Raw genomic sequence first — 20,688 nt, 5'->3', positions numbered from 1 at the left:
CCCGCGAAGCTATACTCCGGGGTGTCGGCCGGACGCGCACGTCGTACGCGCATGCCGGCACGCGGCAGGTCACGGACCTGCCCGGCGGTCGGGAGGACCGTCGTGGGACGGGCACCCGGTGCCCGCCAAACCCGCCGGAGCGATCCAGGCGGGAGAGCTTCCAGATCTCATTCCCCTTTATCGGAAGGTCAGAGCGTGTCCTCTTCCATGACCGCGCCCGAGGGCATCATCAACCCGCCGATCGACGAGCTCCTCGAGGCCACCGACTCGAAGTACAGCCTGGTGATCTACGCGGCCAAGCGTGCCCGCCAGATCAACGCGTACTACTCGCAGCTCGGTGAGGGCCTCCTCGAGTACGTGGGCCCGCTCGTCGACACCCACGTCCACGAGAAGCCCCTCTCGATCGCCCTGCGCGAGATCAACGCCGGTCTGCTCACCTCCGAGGCCGTCGACGGCCCGGCGACGGACCCGACGCGCTGAGGCGCCGGCCCCGCCCCGCGGAGCCACCCCGCCTCCGGCGGAGAACAGCACCGGCCACAGGCCCGGCAGTCACACTGCCGGGCCTGTGGTCTGCCCGGGTCCCTCCGGGGACGGCCCGGCGCCCCCGTAGGCTCGGACCACGCAGGCAGTCACTTCAGGGAGAGACACGGTGGACACGACGGTGCACGAGACGGACGGCCGGCCCCGGATCGTCCTGGGCGTCAGCGGCGGCATCGCCGCCTACAAGGCGTGCGAACTGCTGCGGCGGTTCACCGAGTCCGGCCACGACGTCCGGGTGGTGCCCACCGCCTCCGCGCTGAAGTTCGTCGGCGCCCCCACCTGGTCGGCGCTCTCCGGCAACCCGGTCTCCGCCGAGGTGTGGGAGTCCGTCCACGAGGTGCCGCACGTGCGCATCGGGCAGCACGCCGACCTGGTCGTGGTCGCCCCCGCCACCGCGGACATGCTCGCCAAGGCCGCCCACGGCCTCGCCGACGACCTCCTCACCAACACCCTGCTGACCGCCCGCTGCCCGGTGGTCTTCGCCCCCGCCATGCACACCGAGATGTGGGAGCACCCGGCCACCCAGGAGAACGTGGCCACGCTGCGCCGCCGCGGCGCCGTGGTGGTCGAGCCGGCCGTGGGCCGCCTGACCGGCGTCGACACCGGCAAGGGGCGCTTCCCCGACCCGGTGGAGATCTTCGAGATCTGCCGCCGGGTCCTGGTCCGCGGCACGGCCCCCGCCGACCTGGCCGGACGCCATGTGGTGATCAGCGCCGGCGGCACCCGTGAGCCGCTGGACCCGGTCCGGTTCCTCGGCAACCGCTCCTCCGGCAAGCAGGGCTACGCCCTCGCCAGGACCGCCGCCGCCCGGGGCGCCCGGGTGACCCTCGTCGCCGCCAACGCCGCGCTGCCCGACCCGGCGGGGGTGGACGTGGTCCGCGTCGGCACCGCCGTCGAGCTGCGGGAGGCCGTCCTGCGGGCCGCCCGGGACGCCGACGCCGTGGTGATGGCCGCCGCCGTCGCCGACTTCCGGCCCGCCGTCTACGCCGAGGGCAAGATCAAGAAGAGGGACGGCCAGGAGCCGGAGCCGGTCGCCCTGGTCCGCAACCCGGACGTGCTGGCGGAGATCTCCGCCGAGCGGGCCCGCCCCGGCCAGGTCGTCGTCGGCTTCGCCGCCGAGACCGACGACGTGGTGGCCAACGGCCGGGCCAAGCTGAAGCGCAAGGGCTGCGACTTCCTCGTCGTCAACCAGGTGGGGGAGAACCTCACCTTCGGCTCGGAGGAGAACGAGGCCCTGGTGCTCGGCGCCGACGGCGGCGAGACGCCCGTCCCGCACGGCCCCAAGGAGGACCTCGCGGACGTCGTCTGGGACCTGGTCGCCGGGCGGCTGGGCGGATGATCTACACCCGCGACCCTGGTGCGGGGCGGAATGTCCCGAACATCACGGACCGTCCAGCGGTCCGCCGCCCGTAGGGTGAGATCGGTGGCCCGCCAGTCGGGCGGAACCGACTAGACTGTGCCGGACGTCCGGGCAGCAGCCCCGTGCCGTCGCCAAGAATTCAGCCAGCAGCCGCTGCAAACCCAGGGAGCGTTGTGTCCCGTCGCCTGTTCACCTCGGAGTCCGTGACCGAAGGTCACCCCGACAAGATCGCTGACCAGATCAGCGACACGATTCTCGACGCGCTGCTGCGTGAGGACCCCACCTCCCGGGTCGCCGTCGAGACGCTGATCACCACCGGCCTGGTGCACGTCGCCGGCGAGGTCACCACCAAGGCCTACGCCCCGATCCCGCAGCTGGTGCGCGACAAGATCCTCGAGATCGGGTACGACTCCTCGAAGAAGGGCTTCGACGGGGCCTCCTGCGGCGTGTCGGTCTCCATCGGCGCGCAGTCCCCCGACATCGCCCAGGGTGTCGACGCCGCCTACGAGGCGCGTGTCGAGGGTGACGAGGACGAGCTGGACAAGCAGGGCGCCGGCGACCAGGGCCTGATGTTCGGCTACGCCTCCGACGAGACGCCGACCCTGATGCCGCTGCCGGTCTTCCTGGCGCACCGCCTGTCGAAGCGCCTCTCCGACGTGCGCAAGAACGGGACCATCCCGTACCTGCGCCCCGACGGCAAGACCCAGGTCACCATCGAGTACGACGGCGACAAGGCGGTCCGTCTGGACACCGTGGTCGTCTCCTCGCAGCACGCCTCGGACATCGACCTGGACTCGCTGCTGACCCCGGACATCCGCGAGTACGTGGTGGAGCCGGAGCTGCGGGCGCTGTCGGACGACGGCATCAAGCTGGAGACCGAGGGCTACCGCCTGCTGGTCAACCCGACCGGCCGCTTCGAGATCGGCGGCCCGATGGGTGACGCCGGCCTCACCGGCCGCAAGATCATCATCGACACCTACGGCGGCATGGCCCGTCACGGCGGCGGCGCCTTCTCGGGCAAGGACCCGTCCAAGGTGGACCGCTCCGCGGCGTACGCGATGCGCTGGGTCGCCAAGAACGTCGTCGCGGCCGGTCTCGCCGCGCGGTGCGAGGTGCAGGTCGCGTACGCGATCGGCAAGGCCGAGCCGGTGGGTCTGTTCGTCGAGACCTTCGGCACCGAGAAGGTCGGCGTGGAGAAGATCCAGGCCGCCATCGGCCAGGTCTTCGACCTGCGTCCCGCCGCGATCATCCGCGACCTGGACCTGCTCCGTCCGATCTACGCCCAGACGGCGGCGTACGGCCACTTCGGCCGCGAGCTGCCCGACTTCACCTGGGAGCGCACGGACCGCGTGGACGCCCTGAAGAAGGCCGCCGGGGTGTAGTACCCCCGCCCTCCGCACGACCGAGGCCCGGTACCCCGTCCGACGGGGGACCGGGCCTCGGCCGTACGGAGCGGCTGGGTCGGGCACCGGGCCGGGCGTCGCTGTCGGATCCCGGTGGAAGAATGGCGGTGTGAGCAGCGAGAAGACCCCCCGGGAGGGCGGCGCGGACGGCGCGCCGCCCGAGCAGCTCGCGCTCATCCGGGAGAGCGTCCGCGAGGGGAAGGCGAAGGCCCCCAAGGCCAAGCCCAGGACCTGGCGCGGCGCGCCCGTCGCGGAGCGGCTGCCCGTGGCCCGCGTCCTCGTCGACAAGGGCGTCCTCCACCTGGACCGCTACTTCGACTACGCCGTCCCCGCCGAGCTCGACGCCGACGCCCAGCCGGGCGTCCGCGTCCGGGTCCGGTTCGGCGCCGGCCGCAACCGGGTGCGCGGCGGCCGCAGGGAGGGCGGCGGCCTGGTCGACGGCTTCGTCGTCGAGCGGCTCGCCGAGTCCGACTACAGCGGCCCCCTCGCCGCCCTCGCGCAGGTGGTGTCGCCCGAGCCGGTCCTCGGCCCCGAGCTGCTCACGCTCTGCCGCGCCGTCGCCGACCGCTACGCCGGCAGCCTCGCCGACGTCCTGCAGCTCGCCGTCCCGCCCCGCAACGCCACCGCGGAACGCGCCCCCTCGCCCGACCCGCTGCCGCCGCCCCCGGCCCCCGCCCCCGGCACGTGGAGCCGGTACGACCAGGGCCCGGCGTTCCTGGAGAGCCTGGCGACGGGCGGCTCCCCGCGCGCCGTGTGGAACGCCCTGCCGGGCCCCGCCTGGAGCGAGGAGACCGCCCGCGCGGTCGCCGCCACGCTCGCCTCCGGGCGGGGCGCGCTGGTCGTGGTCCCCGACGGGCGCGCCGCCGCCCGCGTCGACGCGGCGCTGACCGCCCTGCTCGGCGAGGGCCGCCACGTGCTGCTGACCGCCGACGCCGGCCCCGAGAAGCGGTACCGGCAGTGGCTCGCGGTACGGCGCGGGGCGGTGCGCGCGGTCGTGGGCACCCGCGCCGCCATGTTCGCGCCCGTCCGCGACCTCGGCCTGGTCGCGCTCTGGGACGACGGCGACGGCAGCCACAGCGAACCGCACGCCCCCCAGCCGCACGCCCGCGAGGTGCTGGAACTGCGCGCCGCGCTCCACGGCTGCGGGTTCCTGCTGGGGGCGTGGAGCACCACGGTGGAGGCCGCCCAGCTGGTCGAGAGCGGCTGGGCGCGGCCCCTGGTGGCCGACCGCTCACTGGTGCGGGCCGCCGCGCCACTGGTGCGGACCGTCGGCGACCAGGACCTGGCGCGCGACGAGGCGGCCCGGGCGGCCCGGCTGCCCACCCTGGCCTGGCAGACCGCGCGCGAGGGCCTGCGGCACGGTCCCGTGCTGGTGCAGGTGCCCCGGCGCGGCTACGTCCCCCGGCTGGCCTGCGCGAACTGCCGCACGCCCGCCCGCTGCCGGCACTGCGCCGGCCCCCTGGAGGGGCAGGACGAGACCCGCCTGGCCTGCGGCTGGTGCGGGCGGCCCGAGGCGGAGTGGCACTGCCCGGAGTGCGGCGCGTTCCGGCTGCGGGCCAGCGTGGTGGGCGCGCGGCGGACCGCGGAGGAGCTGGGGCGCGCGTTCCCCTCCGTGCCGGTGCGGACGTCGGGGCGCGAGCAGGTGCTGGACACCGTGCCGGGCACACCGTCGCTGGTGGTGTCCACGCCCGGCGCCGAGCCGGTCGCCGAGGGCGGCTACGCGGCGGCGCTGCTGCTCGACGGCTGGGCGATGCTGGGACGCCAGGACCTGCGCTCCGGCGAGGAGGCGCTGCGGCGGTGGATCGCCGCGGCGGCGCTGGTGCGGGGCCAGGAGGCCGGCGGGACGGTCGTCGTCATCGCCGAGCCGACGCTGCGGCCCGTGCAGGCGCTGGTGCGGTGGGACCCCGTGGGACACGCGCTGCGGGAGTTGTCCGAGCGGGCGGAGCTCGGGTTCCCGCCGGTCTCCCGGATGGCGTCCGTGTCGGGGCCGCCGGAGGCCGTGGCGGAGTTCGTCGCCGCGGCGGAGCTGCCCGGGGAGGCGGAGGTCCTCGGGCCGGTGCCGCTGCCGGTGACGCCTCCGGGCCGCGCCGTGCGGCGCGGGGCGCCGCCGCCGGGGGAGATCTGGGAGCGGGTCCTCGTGCGCGTGCCGCCCGGGCGGGGCGCGGCCCTGGCCGCCGCCCTCAAGTCCGCCCAGGCCGCCCGCATGGCCCGCGGCGGCGCCGCACCGGTCCGCCTCCGCATCGACCCCCCGGACATCGGCTGACCCCACGGGGCGGGAACCGCGCCGCGGGGGAGCGCACCGGACCGACGGCGGCCCCGTCGGCATTCGGCATCGGTACCTAGGTTGCGATCCTGACTAGGTAGTGATGTCATGTGCGCATGGCTGCGGACCGCAGAGCCAGTTGGCTCAAGGGAGTTCTCGATCTGCTCGTCCTGTCCTGCCTCGTCGACGGCGAGAGCTACGGCTACGAGATCGCCAAGATGCTGGACGACGCCGGCCTGGGCCACATCCGTGGCGGCACCCTCTATCCGGTCCTCAACCGGCTGGAGACGGCGGGACTGGTGCGGGCGGAGTTCCGCGCCGCCGAGCGCGGCCCGGGACGGCGCTACTACGAACTCACGCCGGAGGGGCGGACCTGCCTCGCGGAGGAGGGGGAGACATGGATGACCTTTCACACCACGGTGCGGAACACGCTGACGGCCGCGGGGGTGACGGCGCCGACTACTACGCCGAGCTGACCCGCGCCCTGGGGGAGCAGGGGCTGCCCCAGGACCGTACCGCCGCACTCGTCGCCGAAGTGCGCGCATACGCCGCGGAGTCGGGCGCCGACCCGCGGGCCGAGTTCGGGCCGCCGGCCGACTTCGCCCGGGACCTGGCCCCATCCCCGTCGGGCGGGAACGGCCCGCAGGCTCCGGAACCGGGCGTCCAGCACTGGGTCTGGACCGTGGACGCCTACACGGACCAGGACATGATGAACCGCTTCGGCGCCCAGGGCTGGGAGATCGAAAGGGTCGACCGGCTGGGCCGCTTCGTCAGCCACCGGGACGGGAACACCACCTTGCGCTGGGAGTACCGGCGTGACGTCGTGGACCGCCGTGACCGGTCGCGGCACGCGGCCTCGCTCGCCCCCGACGGCTGGGAACCCTGCGGCCACTGGTCGTACCTCGCCTACTACAAACGGCCGCTCGCCGTCACCGCCGGCCCCGCCGCCGTCGTGGAGAACGCGCCCGAACGCCCCGCCCGCAGCGTCTACTTCACCCGGCGCCTCTACGCCTGGCCGGCGGCCGCGCTGCTCGCCGTCGCCGCCGTCGTGCTCCTGCTGCTGACCGCCCCGGAGGAGTCGGGGGCGCGCGGCGGAATGGTGACCGGCGCGATCGCGGGCACGGCCGTGACGCTGCTCGCCCTCCCGTGGCTCATCGCCCGTCAACGACGGGAGATGAGCGACGCCTCCCGCTTTCCCGGCCGGCCGCCCGCCCCGAAGTCCGAACCGCGCTGACACCGCCTCCCCGCAGCCTTGCTGCCCTGCTGCCCCCTGCGGGCCGCCTCACAGGGGGCAGCAGGGCGGGCGCTCCGTCAGGTGCCGTTGCGGGGGGAGGGGAAGGGGGCCGGGCGGTCGGGGAGGGGCTGGCGGGCCGGAGGGACGGTGGGCAGTTCGCCCGGGGGCGAGGGCTGCTGCCGGGCGGACCGCTCCGCCTCCGCGGCCGCCTGCTGCGCCGCCCTCCGCGCCCCGTAACGCCGGTGCACCGCCTGCTTGGTGACCCCCAGGGCGGACCCCACCGCGTCCCACGAGAACCCCAGCGACCGGTCGAAGTCCACCGCCGCCGTCACCAGCGTCTCGACACTGTCGCGCAGCTCCTGCGCGAGGCGGACCGTCGGCGCGGGTGCCCGTCCGTAGACGACGAAGCCGGCGGAGGAACCGGTGCGGCGCGGGCGATAGACGTTCCCGAGCTGCGCGGTGAGCGTGCGCAGCGCGTCCACCTGCCGGCGGACCCGCTCGATGTCCCGTACCAGCAGGTGCAGGCTGGCCCGAGCCTGGGCGTCGTGGGTTGCGTGGTCGGCCATGAACAAGCCTCTCGAACCGGCGATGAAAGGATCGGCCGCGGCGAAGGCGGCCCGTTGTGGTCAACTCTCCTTTGACCAACGCGTCCGGCCGCCGGGGGTCACGGTCGCGGGGGCGCTCGGTGTCCGCCGCGCGCCCTGGCGGGGCCGCACGCGCGGGAGCCGCCCCCGGGCCTCCTAGACTGGTGCGCCGCCCGCACTTCCCGCCCCGAGAGGCCCCACGCCACCCATGAAGCTCGTCTTCGCAGGCACCCCCGAGGTCGCCCTTCCCGCCCTGGACGCACTCATCGCCTCCGGGCGGCACGAGGTGGCCGCCGTCGTCACCCGCCCCGACGCGCCCGCCGGACGGGGCCGCCGACTGGTGGCGAGCCCGGTCGCCCAGCGCGCCGAGGAGGCCGGCATCGAGGTGCTCAGGCCCGCCACCCCGCGCGACGAGGCCTTCCTCGCCCGGCTGCGCGAGATCGCCCCGGACTGCTGCCCGGTGGTGGCCTACGGCGCCCTGCTGCCCCGCGTCGCCCTCCACGTCCCGGCCCACGGCTGGGTCAACCTGCACTTCTCGCTGCTGCCCGCCTGGCGCGGCGCCGCTCCGGTGCAGCACGCGGTGATGGCGGGCGACGAGATCACCGGCGCGTCCACCTTCCTGATCGAGGAGGGCCTCGACTCCGGGCCGGTCTACGGCACCGTCACCGAGCCGGTCCGCCCCGCCGACACCGCCGGCGACCTGCTCACCCGCCTCTCGCTGGCCGGCGCCGGGCTGCTCGCCGCCACCATGGACGGCATCGAGGACGGCGCCCTCCAGCCGGTCCCGCAGCCCGCCGAGGGCGTCAGCCTCGCCCCCAAGATCACGGTGGAGAACGCGCGCGTCGACTGGGCCGCCCCCGCCCTGCGGGTGGACCGGGTGGTGCGCGGCTGCAACCCCGCGCCCGGCGCCTGGACCAGCTTCCGCGGCGAGCGGCTGAAGCTCACCCAGGTCGTCCCGGTCCCCGACCGGACGGACCTCGCGCCCGGCGAGATCGCGGCGGGCAAGAACAACGTGTACGTCGGCACCGGTTCGCACGCCGTCGAGCTGGTGTGGGTGCGGCCGCAGGGCAAGAAGCCGATGCGCGCCGCCGACTGGGCCCGCGGGGTCCGGATCGCCGCCGGGGAGACCCTGGGCGCCTGACCCGCCGCCCCGACCCGTCCCGCGCTGCCTCGACCGGTCACCCCACCCCGACCGACCGACCGACCGGCCGCCTCGCCGCGCCTCGCCTCGACCGGCCGCCTCGCCTCGCCTCGGCCGACCGCCCCGCCCCGAGCGGCCGGCCCGTCGGCGGGGCGGGCGGGGGCCGTACCCTGGGGAAGCATTCCCCTTCTCGATTTCCGATCCGGAGCACCTTTTTCGTGAGCGACCCCTCCCGCCGGCCCCGCAAGCCCGCCAAGCCGTACCGCCGGCCCCAGAAGGACCCGGTCCGCATCCTCGCCTTCGAGGCGCTGCGCGCCGTCGACGAACGGGACGCGTACGCCAACCTGGTCCTGCCGCCGCTGCTGCGCAAGGCCCGGGAGAAGGAGGGCTTCGACGGCCGGGACGCCGCTCTCGCCACCGAGCTGGTCTACGGCACGCTGCGCCGCCAGGGCACCTACGACGCGATCGTCGCCGACTGCGTCGACCGCCCGCTGCGCGAGGTGGACCCGCCGGTGCTGGACGTGCTCTCGCTCGGCGCCCACCAGCTCCTGGGCACCCGGATCCCGCCCCACGCGGCGGTCTCCGCCACCGTGGAGCTGGCCCGGGTCGTCCTGGGCGACGGCCGGGCCAAGTTCGTGAACGCCGTGCTGCGCAAGATCGCCCGGCACGACCTGGACGGCTGGCTGGAGCGGGTCGCCCCGCCCTACGACGAGGACCCGGAGGACCACCTCGCGGTGGTCCACTCCCACCCGCGCTGGGTGGTCTCCTCGCTGTGGGACTCCCTGGGCGGCGGCCGGGCCGGCGTCGAGGAGCTGCTGGCCGCGGACAACGAGCGCCCCGAGGTGACCCTGGTGGCGCGCCCCGGGCGGGCCACCGCCGGGGAACTGCTGGAGTCGCTGGGCGAGGAGGCGGCGGCGCCCGGGCGCTGGTCGCCGTACGCGGTCCGGCTCACCGAGGGCGGCGAGCCCGGCGCCGTCGAGGCGGTGCGCGAAGGCCGCGCGGGCGTGCAGGACGAGGGCAGCCAGCTGGTCGCCCTGGCCCTGGCCAACGCCCCGATCGAGGGCCCCGACCGGGCCTGGCTGGACGGCTGCGCGGGCCCCGGCGGCAAGGCGGCGCTGCTGGCCGGCCTGGCCGCCGAGCGCGGGGCGGTGCTGCTCGCCTCCGAGAAGCAGCCGCACCGCGCCGGACTGGTGGCGCGGGCGCTGGACGGCAACCCCGGCCCCTACCAGGTGATCGCCGCCGACGGGACGCGTCCGCCCTGGCGCCCCGGATCGTTCGACCGCGTCCTGATGGACGTGCCCTGCACCGGACTGGGGGCGCTGCGGCGCCGGCCCGAGGCGCGGTGGCGGCGCCGTCCCGAGGACCTCGACGGGTTCGCCCCGCTCCAGCGGGCGCTGCTGGCCACCGCGCTGGACTCGGTGCGCGTCGGCGGCGTCGTCGGGTACGTGACCTGCTCGCCGCACCTGGCCGAGACCCGCGCGGTCGTCGACGACGTGCTCAAGCAGCGGGCCGGGGAGGCCGAACTCCTCGACGCGCGCCCCCTGCTGCCGGGCGTGCCGGAGCTCGGCGAGGGCCCCGACGTGCAGCTCTGGCCGCATCTGCACGGCACCGACGCCATGTACCTGGCGCTGTTCCGCCGCCTCGCCTGACGGCCGGACCCGCGGCGCGCCCCCGGCCGCCGCTGGTCCGGCGGGTCCGGCGGAAAAGAGGGGCACCCGGATGCCGCCCGGAGGCCCGCGGCATGGGAGGCTGGGGGCATGGCCGTGCAGATCAACCCGAGCATCCTGTCCGCGGACTTCGCGCGCCTCGCCGACGAGGCGAAGGCGGTGTCCGGAGCCGACTGGCTCCACGTCGACGTCATGGACAACCACTTCGTGCCGAACCTGACCCTCGGCGTGCCGGTGGTCGAGTCCCTGGCACGGGCGACCGACACCCCGCTGGACTGCCACCTGATGATCGAGCAGCCCGACCGCTGGGCCCCCCAGTACGTCGAGGCCGGCGCCGGGTCGGTCACCTTCCACGTGGAGGCCGCGGCCGCGCCGGTCCGGCTGGCCCGGGAGATCCGCGCCAAGGGCGCCCGCGCCTCCATGGCGCTGCGGCCCGCCACGCCGATCGAGCCGTACGAGGACCTGCTGCCCGAGCTCGACATGCTGCTGATCATGACGGTGGAGCCGGGCTTCGGCGGCCAGGCCTTCCTCGACATCATGCTGCCCAAGATCCGCCGCACCCGCGAGCTCATCTCCAAGCACGGCCTCGAGCTCTGGCTGCAGGTGGACGGCGGTGTCTCGGCGTCCACCATCGAACGCTGCGCGGAGGCCGGGGCGGACGTGTTCGTGGCCGGTTCCGCGGTCTACGGCGCCCAGGACCCGGCCGAGGCGGTCCGAGCGCTGCGGGCGAGCGCCGAGTCGGCCACCGCCGCCGCGTCCTGGGCGTGCGGGCACTGACACCGCCCGGGACGTGACGCCCGGCGGATGCGGGGCCAACGGAACGTGAACGACGCCCACAGGGGGCGGATACGCCCTGCCATATCTGCAAGGATGGACGGCAGGTCCAAGATGTGAACAGCAGTGAGGAGAGCGCCGTGTCGGGTATGTCGGCGGGCCGGTCAGCCATGCGGATGGGTCCCGCTGAGCTGGTGCAGGCGGCGGCCATGGCCCGCCGCTTCTACCTCGAGGGCAAGTCCAAGATCCAGATCGCCGAGGAGTTCGGCGTGAGCCGCTTCAAGGTGGCGCGGGTCCTGGAGACCGCCCTCGAGAGGGACCTCGTGCGGATCGAGATCCGTGTCCCGGCCGAACTGGACGCGGAGCGCTCCGACGCGCTCCGGGCCCGGTACGGCCTGCGGCACGCCGTCGTGGTCGAGTCCCCTCCGGAGGCCCAGGACTCCCCGGACCCGGAGGGCCTGGGCGAGGTCGCCGCGGACCTCCTCGGCGAACTGGTCGACGAGGGGGACGTCCTGGGGCTGGCCTGGGGACGGTCCACCATCCACATGTCGGTGGCGCTCAACAAGCTGCCGCAGTGCACGGTGGTCCAGCTCACCGGTGTCTACGACGCCGGAACCGCCGAGCGCGGCTCGGTGGAGGCGGTGCGGCGCGCCGCCCAGGTGTCGGGCGGCGACGCCCACCCCATCTACGCGCCGATGCTGCTGCCGGACGCGGCCACCGCGGCGGCGCTGCGCAACCAGACGGGCATCGCCCGGGCCTTCGAGTACTTCGACAAGGTCACCGTCGCCTGCGTCTCCATCGGGTCGTGGGAGCCGGGCGTCTCCACGGTGCACGACATGCTGAGCGACGAGGAGCGGGAGCACTACGCCTCGCTGGGCGTCGCCGCGGAGATGTCCGCGCACCTCTTCGACGCGCAGGGCCGGCGGGTCGGCCGCGACCTGGGCGAGCGGTGCATCACGGTGAAGGCGGAGCAGCTGCGCCGCATCCCCGAGGTGGTCGCGATCGCCGGAGGGGCGCGCAAGGGCGCCGCGATCGACGCGGTGCTGCGGTCGGGTCTGGTCACCAGCCTGGTGACCGACACCTCGGCCGCCGACTACCTGCTCGCGGCGGGCCAGGCGCCCGCCCCCGCCCTCAACCGCACCGACCCGGACGGCGTCTGACGTACCGTCACCCGAACGGCCCGCGCCCGGCGCGGGCCGTTCGGCGTTTCCCGGGCGGCCGCGCGCCGATACCCCGGTGCGCGGCGGTCCATGCCTCCGCCGGACCGGTTGGCGACTTTGGGCCAGCCCGGCGTGGAAGGCGCATTCCGTTCTTGTGAAGTCATGCACATGATCGAAGAATGGGCCGGTCGCCGGGCCCATGACGGCCCGGCCTCAGCGTTCCACCACTCAGCACGACTGCAGCAAGTCGAGGTGGGAGATCCCCGCCGCTCGTGGGATGGAGACCTGTTGAGACCGAACCGGAGACCGGTCAGAGCCGCGCTCGTGGCTCTGACGTCCATGGCGCTGCTACCGCTCGGCGCCCTCGGCGCCTCAGCCGCGCCGAACGCCGCCGAGGGCCTGCCGGCCAAGGCCGAGAAGAGCGTCCTCGAGGAGTTCGAGGACGGGGGGAAGACGACGTTCTGGGTCAACCTCGCCCAGGACGCCGACCTGACCAGGGCCGACAGGCTCACCGACAAGACCGCCCGGGGCGCCGAGGTGCTGCGGTCCAAGAAGGAGACGGCCGAGGAGAGCCAGGCCGACGTCCTGGCGGTGGCCAGGGAGAACGGCGCGGAGGCGCGCTCCTTCTGGATCATCAACACCGTCCAGGTCACCGCGGGCGAAGCGGTGGCGGAGAAGATCGCGGCCCTCCCCGAGGTCGAGTCGATCCGCGCCGACCGCGGCATCAAGCTCGACGAGCCCGAGAAGGGCGAGCGCGAGAACCGCGTCTCCGGCGTCGAGTGGAACATCGACGCGGTCAACGCCCCCGACGTGTGGGAGGGCGACGGCGTCCGCGGCGAGGGCATCGTCGTCGCCAACGTCGACAGCGGCGTGGACCACACCCACCCGGCCCTGACCGCCTCCTACCGCGGCAGGAACGGCGACGGCACCTTCAGCCACGACTACAACTGGTTCGACCCGGCGTCGGTCTGCGCCGGCGGGAACCCCTGCGACAACAACGACCACGGGACCCACACCATGGGCACCATGGTGGGTGACGACGGCGGCGCCAACCAGATCGGCGTCGCCCCCGGCGCCACCTGGATCGCCGCCAAGGGCTGCGAGTCCAACTCCTGCTCGGACGCCTCCCTGCTGGCCTCCGGCGAGTGGATCCTCGCCCCGACCGACCGCGCGGGGAACAACCCGCGGCCGGAGATGGCGCCCGACGTCGTGAACAACTCCTGGGGCGGCAGCGGCTTCGACCCCTGGTACCAGGAGATCGTCGACTCCTGGCGCGCGGCGGGCATCTTCCCCGCCTTCTCCAACGGCAACAACGGCTCGTCGTGCAGCACCTCCGGCTCGCCGGGCACGTACGTCTCCAGCTACTCCACCGGCGCCTTCGACGTGAACGGCGCCATCGCCTCCTTCTCGTCGCGCGGCCCGGGCGAGGCCGGCACGGTCAAGCCGAACATCGCCGCCCCCGGCGTCAACGTCCGGTCCTCCGTCCCCGGCGGCTACGACAGCTTCAACGGCACCTCGATGGCCTCCCCGCACACCGCTGCCGCCGTCGCCCTGATCTGGTCGGCGTCCCCGCAGCTGCGCGGCGACGTCGAGGCCACCGAGGAACTGCTCGACCAGACCGCCGTCGACACCGAGAACCTGCAGTGCGGCGGCACCGCGGCCCGCAACAACGTCTTCGGCGAGGGCAAGCTGGACGTGCGCGCCGCCGTGGACAACGCGCCGCGCGGCCCGGTCGGCTCGCTGAGCGGCACCGTCACCTCCGGCGGGGAGCCGCTGGCGGGCGCGCGGATCACTGTCGACGGCCCCATCGACCGCACCGTCACCTCCGGCGCCGACGGCGGCTACGCGCTGCCCGTCCTGTCGGTGGGCGAGTACACCCTCACCGCCTCCAAGTACGGCTACCTGAACGGCACCGCCCGGGCCACCGTCGTCGAGGGCGCGACGGCGTCCGCCGCCATCGAGATGGAGCAGGCCCCGTCCTCCACCGTCTCCGGCACGGTCCGCTCCGCCGAGGGCCCGGTCGGCGGCGCCACCGTCTCCTTCGCGGGCACACCGGTCTCCACCACCACGGCCGCGAACGGCACCTGGTCCGCCGTCGTCCCGAACGGCGATTACACCCTCGAAGCGGTCTCCTCCTCGCTGTGCCTGACCAAGGAGCGGAAGGAGATCAGCGTGAGCGCCGACCTCACGGCCGACCTCACCCTGCCCGCCCGCAAGGACTCCTTCGGGACCGCCTGCTCCACCGGCACCGCCGAGTGGATCGCCGGCGACACCCCGCTGGCCCTCACCGGCGACGACGCGGCCGCCCCGGTGACCCTGCCGTTCAGCTTCCCGCTCTACGGCAACCGGTACGGCGCCGGTCACGTCAGCACCAACGGCGTGCTCACCTTCGGCGGCAGCTCCACCAGCTTCTCCAACGTCGCCATCCCGTCCACGGCGGCCCCCAACGCCGCCCTCTACCCGTTCTGGGACGACCTGACGGTCACCTCGCCCGGCCAGGTCACCACCAGGAGCTGGGGCGAGGCGCCGAACCGGAGGTTCCTGGTCGAGTGGCGTGACGTCATGCCGCGGGGAACCACCGTGCGCTTCTCCTTCTCGGTGGAGCTCACCGAGAGCGGCGGCGTCACCTACCGGTACAAGGACGTCCCGGCCGGCAACGCCCGCCTCCAGGGCAACAGCGCCACCGTCGGCGTCGAGAACGCCACCGGCACGGTCGCCCTCCAGTACGCGCTGAACCAGCCGGTGCTCTCGGACGGCATGAGCATCTCCTTCCGCGACACCAGCTCCCGGATCCGCGGCACGGTCACCGACGCCAACGACGGCAAGCCCGTCGAGGGGGCCGAGGTCACCGCGGGCGGCGCCACGGCGGTCACCGGCGCCGACGGCCTCTACACCCTGCGCGTGCCCGAGGGCGAGAACACGGTCGTCGTGCGGGCCCCGGCCTACCGCGGCTTCGAGAGGACCGTCCAGGTCGGCTCCGGGGAACTGGTCGAGGTCGGCGCGGCCCTGGCCACCGGCGCCGTCGCCGCCTCCGCGGAGAGCGTGCTCGCCGTCGTACCGCAGGGCGAGGACCGGGAACGCGGCCTCACGCTGGCCAACTCCGGCTCCGAGACGGAGTTCACCGTCACCGAGAGCGCGGACTGGCTGACCCTGGACGGCGCCACCGGCACCCTCGCCAAGGGCGCCGAGGCGGAGCTGGGCCTGAGCCTGTCCACCGAGGGGCTGACCGCCGGCCAGGTCTACACGACCGAGGTCACCGTCCGCTCGGCCTCCGGGCGCGCGCCCGAGTTCACCGTGCCGGTCACCCTCGTGGTGCCGGGCTACTCCCGGGCCGTCGACGTCGGCGCCGCCACCGGCACCGCGGCCGACTCCGACGGCGCGGCCTGGAGCGCCGACCGCGCCTGGACCACCGGTTCGCACGGCTGGGTGGGCCGGTCCACCACGACCCGCGTCAGCGGCGGCATCGCGGGCACCGTGGACGACGCCCGCTTCGCCACCGCCCGCGAAGGCGCCCTCGAGTACCGCTTCGACGGCCTCGCCGACGGCGTCTACGACATCGAGGTGGACTTCGCGGAGATCGGCAACAAGGCCCCGGGCAGGCGCGTCTTCGACGTGATGGCCGAGGGCACGACCCGTGTCGACAACCTCGACATCGCCCTCGAGACGGGACAGCGGACGGCGCTCACCAAGACCTTCCGGGTCACGGTGACCGACGGCCAGCTGAACCTGCGCCTCGTCGCCGGTGAGGGGAAGACGCTCGTCAACGCCCTGAAGGTCACCGAGCGCCCCGACCTGGGCTGACCGCGGAGCCCTGGGGCCCGTCCCGCCGCCCGCCGCGGCCGGGCGGGCCTCAGGGCGTCCGTGGTCGGAGAGGGCGGAGAGGGCGGAAAGGAGGGACCAGCGGATGGAAGCGCACAGGGCGGAGTCCGGAGGGCTCGACCTGCAGATCCTGCGCATGCTGCTCGACGGGTGCACCGACGCCACCGTGGCCGTGCGCCTGGGCATCGGACGGCGGACCGTGCAGCGGCGGATCCGGCAGATGATGGACGCGGCGGGCGTCAACACCCGCATCCAGCTCGGCTGGCACGCCAGGGAACACTTCCCCCGCCTGAGCCCCCGCGCGTCGGCGCGGGACCTGCGGGACCTGCGGGAACACACGGATCTTAGGAGGAAAGTACAAAGCTGAGGATCCCGGTTCCGGATGATCCGTGTCTGGTTCCCCCGGCTCCGGCCGGGGGAAACTGAAGTACGTGCCTTTTTCCCTCGGCGGTCCACGCCGCAGGGCCGTATCTGTGTGTTTTCGGGATGTGCACGTGCGATTCCTCAACGACGTCCAGCCGACGTACGACCTCACCTACGACGACGTCTTCATGGTTCCGAGCCGCTCCTCCGTAGGCTCCCGCCAGGCCGTCGACCTCTCCTCGCCGGACGGCACCGGCACCACGGTCCCGCTGGTCGTCGCCAACATGACAGCCGTCGCGGGCCGCCGGATGGCCGAGACCGTCGCCCGCCGGGGCGGACTGGTCGTCATCCCGCAGGACATCCCCATCGAGGTCGTCACCGAGGTCGTCGGCTGGGTGAAGAGCCGCCACCTCGTGCTGGACACCCCCATCGTGCTCTCCCCGCACCAGACCGTCGCCGACGCGCTCGCCCTGCTGCCCAAGCGGGCCCACAACGCCGGCGTGGTCGTCGACGAGCACTACAAGCCGGTCGGCGTCGTCACCGACCAGGACCTCTCCGGCGTCGACCGGTTCACCCAGCTCTCGCAGGTCATGTCCCGCGACCTCTTCCTGCTGGACGCCGACGTCGACCCCCGCGAGGCGTTCGTCACCCTCGACGCCGCCAACCGCCGCTACGCCCCCGCCGTGGACGCCGAGGGCCGCCTGGCCGGCATCCTCACCCGCACGGGCGCGCTGCGCGCCACCCTCTACACCCCCGCCGTCGACGCGCAGGGCAGGCTCCGTATCGCCGCCGCCGTCGGCATCAACGGCGACGTGGCCGGCAAGGCCAAGCAGCTGCTGGACGCCGGCGTCGACACCCTGGTGATCGACACCGCGCACGGCCACCAGGAGTCGATGATCAGCGCCGTCCGCACCGTCCGGGCGCTCGACCCGGCCGTGCCGATCGTCGCGGGCAACATCGTCTCCGCGCAGGGCGTGCGCGACCTGATCGAGGCGGGCGCCGACATCGTCAAGGTCGGCGTCGGCCCCGGCGCCATGTGCACCACCCGGATGATGACCGGCGTGGGCCGGCCGCAGTTCTCCGCGGTCCTGGAGTGCGCCGCCGAGGCGAAGAAGCACGGCAAGCACGTCTGGGCCGACGGCGGCGTCCGCCACCCGCGCGACGTGGCGATGGCCCTCGCGGCCGGCGCTTCCAACGTGATGATCGGCTCCTGGTTCGCCGGCACCTACGAGTCCCCGGGCGACCTCCAGCAGGCCCCCGACGGGCGGCTCTACAAGGAGTCCTTCGGCATGGCCTCGGCGCGCGCGGTGGCCAACCGCACCTCCGAGGAGTCCTCGTACGACCGCGCCCGCAAGGCGCTCTTCGAGGAGGGCATCTCCACCTCGCGGATGTTCCTCGACCCGGCCCGGCCGGGCGTCGAGGACCTCGTCGACTCGATCGTCGCGGGCGTCCGCTCCTCCTGCACCTACGCGGGCGCGGGCGACCTGGCGGAGTTCGCCGACAAGGCCGTCGTCGGCGTCCAGAGCGCGGCCGGCTACGCGGAGGGCAAGCCGCTGCACGCCAGCTGGAGCTGATCTGCTCTACTGCCCGTACAGACCACGTACGGAAGTGATCCCCGCACCTTGCTGAACGAGCTCGACGAACGCATCGTGCGCGCCCTCGCCGAGGACGCGCGCCGGTCCTACGCCGACATAGGCCAGATGGTCGGCCTGTCCGCGCCCGCCGTGAAACGGCGGGTGGACCGGCTGCGGGAGACCGGGGTGATCACCGGGTTCACGGTCCGCGTGGACCCGGCGGCCCTCGGCTGGTCCACCGAAGGGCTGGTCGAGGTGTACTGCCGCGGCAACACCTCGCCCGAGACCATCCGGCGCGGGCTGGAGCGCTATCCCGAGGTCGTGTCCGCCTCCACCGTCACCGGGGAGGCGGACGCGGTCGTCCAGGTCTTCGCCGAGGACATGCGGCACTTCGAGCAGGTGCTGGAGAGGATCGCGGGGGAGCCGTTCGTCGAACGCACCAAATCCGTGCTGGTCCTTTCCCCGCTTCTGCGGCGCTTCTCCGGCGGATCCGGACTACCCTCGACGGTATGACGCGCCGACGACATTGACCTGATGCCCCCGGCCGCCTGACGGCGGCCCTGTACGCATATTCCTTCCTGGGCGACTGCGTCGTCCTGTACCCGGTGTACGCGCTGCTGTTCGCCGACGCCGGGCTGTCCGTGGGACAGATCTCCTCGCTGTTCGCGATCTGGTCGCTGACCGGGATCGTCGCCGAGGCGCCCTCCGGCGCCTGGGCCGACCGGTACTCGCGCCGCGCCGCCCTGCGCGCCGGACCGCTGCTGTCGGCCGCCGGTTTCGCCCTGTGGATCTGGGCGCCCTCCTACTGGTCCTTCGCGGCCGGTTTCGTGCTGTGGGGCGTGGGCGGCTCGCTGGCCTCCGGCGCGCTCGAGGCCCTCGTCCACGACGAACTGGAACGGGCGGGCGCGGTCGCGCGCTACCCCGCGGTGATGGGCCGGGCCCGGACGGCGGAGACCCTGGGCGTCGTGGCCTCCATGGCCGCGGCCGGACCCCTGCTCGAGGCCGGGGGACACGCGCTGATCGGCGCGGCCTCGATCGCCGCGTGCCTGCTGGCGGCGGGGGCGGCCCATGCGATGCCGGAGCGACGGGACAGCCTTGCCTCCGACGCGCCCGCGTGCGGCGAGGCCGGTGACTCCGGCGAGCACGGGTCCCGGGTGCGGCCCGTGCGGTGGCCGGTCGGGGCGATGCTGCTGGTCGCGGCGGTGTCCGGGGTGTGGGGCGCGCTCGACGAGTACACGCCGCTGCTGGTCCGCGAGACGGGGGCGGCGGACGGCGAGGTCTCCTGGTACCTGCTGGCGGTCTGGGCGGGCGCGGCCGTGGGTGGTCTGCCGGCCGGGCCCGCGGAGCGGTGGTTCGCGGGGCGGAGGCTCGGTCCGCTGCTCGTCGCGTCGGCGGCGCTGCTGGCCTGGGGAGCGCTGCGGGGCACACCAGCCGGGACGGCGGTGCTGGTCGGACTGGCCTTCGCCGGGTTCCAGCTCGCCACGGTGCTGGCGGACGCGCGGCTGCAGCACGCGATCCGCGGGCCCGGGCGGGCGACGGTCACCTCGGTGGCGGGCATGGCCACGGACCTCGCCGTGATCGCGACGTACACCGCGTACGGCGCGCTGGGCGAGCCCCACGGCGTGACCTTCGCCGTCCTCGCGTGCGTGTACGCCGTGCCGGCGGCGGCGCTGCTGTGGCGGCGCGGCGGCGGCCGTGGCTGAGCCGCGGGGGAGCGGCGGGGAGCCGCGACGGAGCGAGTCGGGGGGGTGCGACACGTGCCGCCCGGGCCCGCCGGACGTATGCCTGGACGCATGCCGGACGCCCGCTGAACGCCCGCGCAACGTTTCGACGCGGAAGGCCACGTAGACGCAACGTTTCGCGCGGTTGTCCGCAACGGATCCGTATTGTCCGCCCCGACGCGCGGACCGTACTGTCATGGGCGCGGTCAAAACCGCAGCTCAACCAAGCCTCCTTCCCGCCGGAGACCCCGTCATGCGCACCGCCCTGCTCCAGAGCTCCGGCCGTCCGGGCGACACCGGCGCGAACATCGCCGCTCTCGACGCGGCGGCCGCCCGCGCCGCCCGCGCGGGAGCGGAACTGATCGCCGCCCCGGAGATGTTCCTGACCGGCTACGCGATCGGGGACGCCGTCCCCCGGCTCGCCGAGCCCGCCGACGGACCGTCCGCCGAGGCCCTCGCCGCCGTCGCCGCCCGCCACGGCATCGCGATCGCCTACGGCTACCCCGAGAGCGACGGCGGGCGCACGTACAACTCCGCCCGGCTGATCGGCGCGGACGGCACCCCGCTCGCCAACTACCGCAAGACGCACCTCTACGGCGACTTCGAGCGGACCTTCTTCACCCCGGGCGACACCCCCGTCGTCCAGGCCCGCCTCGGCTCCCTCACCGTCGGTCTGCTGATCTGCTACGACGTGGAGTTCCCGGAGAACACCCGGGCCCACGCCCTGGCCGGCACCGACCTGCTGCTGGTCCCCACCGCCCTGATGCACCCCTACCGGTTCGTCGCCGAGTCCCTGGTGCCGGTGCGGGCGTTCGAGAACCAGATGTACGTCGCGTACGTCAACCGCACCGGCGCCGAAGGGGAGTTCGCCTTCACCGGCCTCACCGTGCTGGCCGGCCCCGACGGGGTCGTCGCCGCGCGGGCCGGCGAGGAGGAGGAGCTCCTCCTGGCCGAGGTCGACCCCCGGCTGCCCGCGGCGTCCCGTGAGATCAACCCGTACCTCCAGGACCGCCGCCCCGGCCTCTACGGCACCCTCGCCGGGGCCGCCCGCACCGCCTGAAGCGCTCCCACCGCCTGAACCGTCT

17 protein-coding genes are annotated in these 20,688 nt (G+C 74.4%); 16 read left to right on the top strand and 1 reads right to left on the bottom strand.

The annotated features are described in order from the left end of the window. Window positions 1-195: 195 nt before the first annotated feature. The 6 genes from rpoZ (at window position 196) to ACWD3O_RS11635 (ending at window position 6,800) form a co-directional block, all read left to right on the top strand. Window positions 196-480 carry a DNA-directed RNA polymerase subunit omega gene (rpoZ, locus tag ACWD3O_RS11660; protein WP_108957089.1) on the top strand — a complete coding sequence of 95 codons (285 nt, stop codon included), beginning with the start codon at window positions 196-198 and terminating at the stop codon, window positions 478-480. 169 nt (window positions 481-649) lie between these two features. Further along, window positions 650-1,879 (top strand): bifunctional phosphopantothenoylcysteine decarboxylase/phosphopantothenate--cysteine ligase CoaBC, encoded by a 1,230-nt coding sequence (gene coaBC, locus ACWD3O_RS11655; protein WP_451415736.1) that lies wholly within the window; start codon window positions 650-652, stop codon window positions 1,877-1,879. Between the two features lie 194 nt (window positions 1,880-2,073). Further along, on the top strand, window positions 2,074-3,282 hold the full coding sequence (gene metK / locus ACWD3O_RS11650; protein ID WP_451415735.1) for a methionine adenosyltransferase: 1,209 nt from the start codon (window positions 2,074-2,076) through the stop codon (window positions 3,280-3,282). Between the two features lie 130 nt (window positions 3,283-3,412). Continuing rightward, window positions 3,413-5,566, top strand: coding sequence for a primosomal protein N' (locus tag ACWD3O_RS11645; RefSeq protein ID WP_451415734.1), 2,154 nt, complete (start codon window positions 3,413-3,415; stop codon window positions 5,564-5,566). Between the two features lie 116 nt (window positions 5,567-5,682). Beyond that, window positions 5,683-6,042, top strand: coding sequence for a PadR family transcriptional regulator (locus ACWD3O_RS11640; RefSeq protein WP_451415733.1), 360 nt, complete (start codon window positions 5,683-5,685; stop codon window positions 6,040-6,042). Then, the gene (locus ACWD3O_RS11635) at window positions 5,964-6,800 is read left to right on the top strand and encodes a hypothetical protein (protein WP_451415732.1); all 837 of its coding nucleotides are present in this window, start codon (window positions 5,964-5,966) and stop codon (window positions 6,798-6,800) included. Before ACWD3O_RS11640 ends, ACWD3O_RS11635 begins: the two co-directional genes overlap by 79 nt. Before the next feature lie 77 nt (window positions 6,801-6,877). On the opposite strand, the gene ACWD3O_RS11630 is transcribed toward ACWD3O_RS11635, so the two are convergent. Further along, window positions 6,878-7,366, bottom strand: a complete 489-nt coding sequence (locus ACWD3O_RS11630; protein ID WP_451410920.1) for a hypothetical protein — start codon at window positions 7,364-7,366, stop codon at window positions 6,878-6,880. 226 nt (window positions 7,367-7,592) lie between these two features. On the opposite strand from ACWD3O_RS11630, the gene fmt reads away from it, so the two are divergent. The 10 genes from fmt (at window position 7,593) to ACWD3O_RS11580 (ending at window position 20,663) form a co-directional block, all read left to right on the top strand. Then, entirely contained in the window at window positions 7,593-8,525 is a 933-nt protein-coding gene (gene fmt / locus ACWD3O_RS11625) for a methionyl-tRNA formyltransferase (protein ID WP_451410919.1), read from the top strand. 218 nt (window positions 8,526-8,743) lie between these two features. Continuing rightward, the gene (locus ACWD3O_RS11620; protein ID WP_451410918.1) at window positions 8,744-10,174 is read left to right on the top strand and encodes an RsmB/NOP family class I SAM-dependent RNA methyltransferase; all 1,431 of its coding nucleotides are present in this window, start codon (window positions 8,744-8,746) and stop codon (window positions 10,172-10,174) included. 108 nt (window positions 10,175-10,282) lie between these two features. Next, the gene (gene rpe / locus ACWD3O_RS11615; protein WP_361141942.1) at window positions 10,283-10,969 is read left to right on the top strand and encodes a ribulose-phosphate 3-epimerase; all 687 of its coding nucleotides are present in this window, start codon (window positions 10,283-10,285) and stop codon (window positions 10,967-10,969) included. 113 nt (window positions 10,970-11,082) lie between these two features. Beyond that, window positions 11,083-12,126, top strand: coding sequence for a sugar-binding transcriptional regulator (locus ACWD3O_RS11610; protein WP_451410917.1), 1,044 nt, complete (start codon window positions 11,083-11,085; stop codon window positions 12,124-12,126). A gap of 324 nt (window positions 12,127-12,450) precedes the next feature. Continuing rightward, window positions 12,451-15,927 carry a S8 family serine peptidase gene (locus ACWD3O_RS11605; protein ID WP_451415731.1) on the top strand — a complete coding sequence of 1,159 codons (3,477 nt, stop codon included), beginning with the start codon at window positions 12,451-12,453 and terminating at the stop codon, window positions 15,925-15,927. Between the two features lie 103 nt (window positions 15,928-16,030). After that, complete coding sequence (locus ACWD3O_RS11600; protein WP_451415730.1) at window positions 16,031-16,312, top strand: hypothetical protein; 282 nt, start codon at window positions 16,031-16,033, stop codon at window positions 16,310-16,312. Window positions 16,313-16,439: 127 nt separating this feature from the next. After that, window positions 16,440-17,882 (top strand): GuaB1 family IMP dehydrogenase-related protein, encoded by a 1,443-nt coding sequence (locus ACWD3O_RS11595; protein ID WP_451410914.1) that lies wholly within the window; start codon window positions 16,440-16,442, stop codon window positions 17,880-17,882. Between the two features lie 48 nt (window positions 17,883-17,930). Next, on the top strand, window positions 17,931-18,395 hold the full coding sequence (locus ACWD3O_RS11590) for an Lrp/AsnC family transcriptional regulator (RefSeq protein ID WP_361141936.1): 465 nt from the start codon (window positions 17,931-17,933) through the stop codon (window positions 18,393-18,395). A gap of 92 nt (window positions 18,396-18,487) precedes the next feature. Further along, the gene (locus ACWD3O_RS11585) at window positions 18,488-19,585 is read left to right on the top strand and encodes an MFS transporter (protein ID WP_451415729.1); all 1,098 of its coding nucleotides are present in this window, start codon (window positions 18,488-18,490) and stop codon (window positions 19,583-19,585) included. 271 nt (window positions 19,586-19,856) lie between these two features. Further along, a complete protein-coding gene (locus ACWD3O_RS11580; protein ID WP_451410912.1) occupies window positions 19,857-20,663 on the top strand; it encodes a carbon-nitrogen hydrolase family protein in 807 nt (268 codons plus the stop codon). Window positions 20,664-20,688 lie beyond the last annotated feature (25 nt).

This window comes from Streptomyces sp. NPDC002640 (assembly GCF_053592575.1).
This window is presented reverse-complemented; position numbering and strand designations above follow the sequence as displayed.